Annotated in this window: 1 protein-coding gene; it reads left to right on the top strand. The window is 80.2% G+C overall.

Annotation, left to right across the window (positions count from 1 at the left end):
* A partial coding sequence (locus CRM73_RS19435; RefSeq protein WP_229588829.1) for a carboxyltransferase domain-containing protein occupies positions 1 to 712 on the top strand: 712 nt, incomplete at both ends.

Here is a 712-nt window from a genome sequence, read left to right as displayed (position 1 = left end):
GGGTCCGGCCGCTCGGCCCGCGGGCGGCGCTGGTCGAGTGCGCCGACCTGCACGACGCCGTGGCGGTGCACGCCCGGCTCGCCGCCGCGGACCTGCCCGGGCTCGTGGACTGCGTGGCCGGCGCGGAGACCGTGGTGGTGCGCGCGAGCACCACCGATGCGCTGCGGGAAGTCGTCCGCGCCGCCCGCGCCGTCCCCCGCGGGAGCGCCGGGGCCGGCGGGGCCCGCACCGTGACCATCGACGTCGTCTACGACGGCGAGGACCTGGCGGCGGTCGGCGAGCTCACGGGCCTCGGCGCGGACGGGGTGGTCCGGTTCCACACCGGGCAGGCGTGGACGGCCGCCTTCGCCGGCTTCGCGCCCGGCTTCTTCTACTGCGTGGGCGAGGACGGTCCCGACGTCCCGCGCCGGGGCACGCCGCGCACCGCCGTCCCCGCCGGCTCGGTGGCCCTGGCCGGCCGGTTCTCCGCCGTCTATCCCCGCAGCTCCCCCGGCGGCTGGCAGCTCATCGGCCGCTCCGCGGCCCGGATGTTCGACCTCGACCGCGAGGACCCCGCCCTGCTGCGCCCCGGGGACCGGGTGCGCTACCGGCCCGTGCGCGAGCTCGTGGAGGTCGCCGCGACCGCAGCCCGGACCGCCCCGGTGCGGGGGCCCCACCTGACGGTCGGCGCCCCCGGGCTGCAGACCCTCGTCCAGGACGGCGGCCGGGCGGG

Source organism: Kocuria sp. CCUG 69068 (genome assembly GCF_020833785.1).
Taxonomy (GTDB): domain Bacteria; phylum Actinomycetota; class Actinomycetes; order Actinomycetales; family Micrococcaceae; genus Kocuria; species Kocuria rosea.
This window is presented reverse-complemented; position numbering and strand designations above follow the sequence as displayed.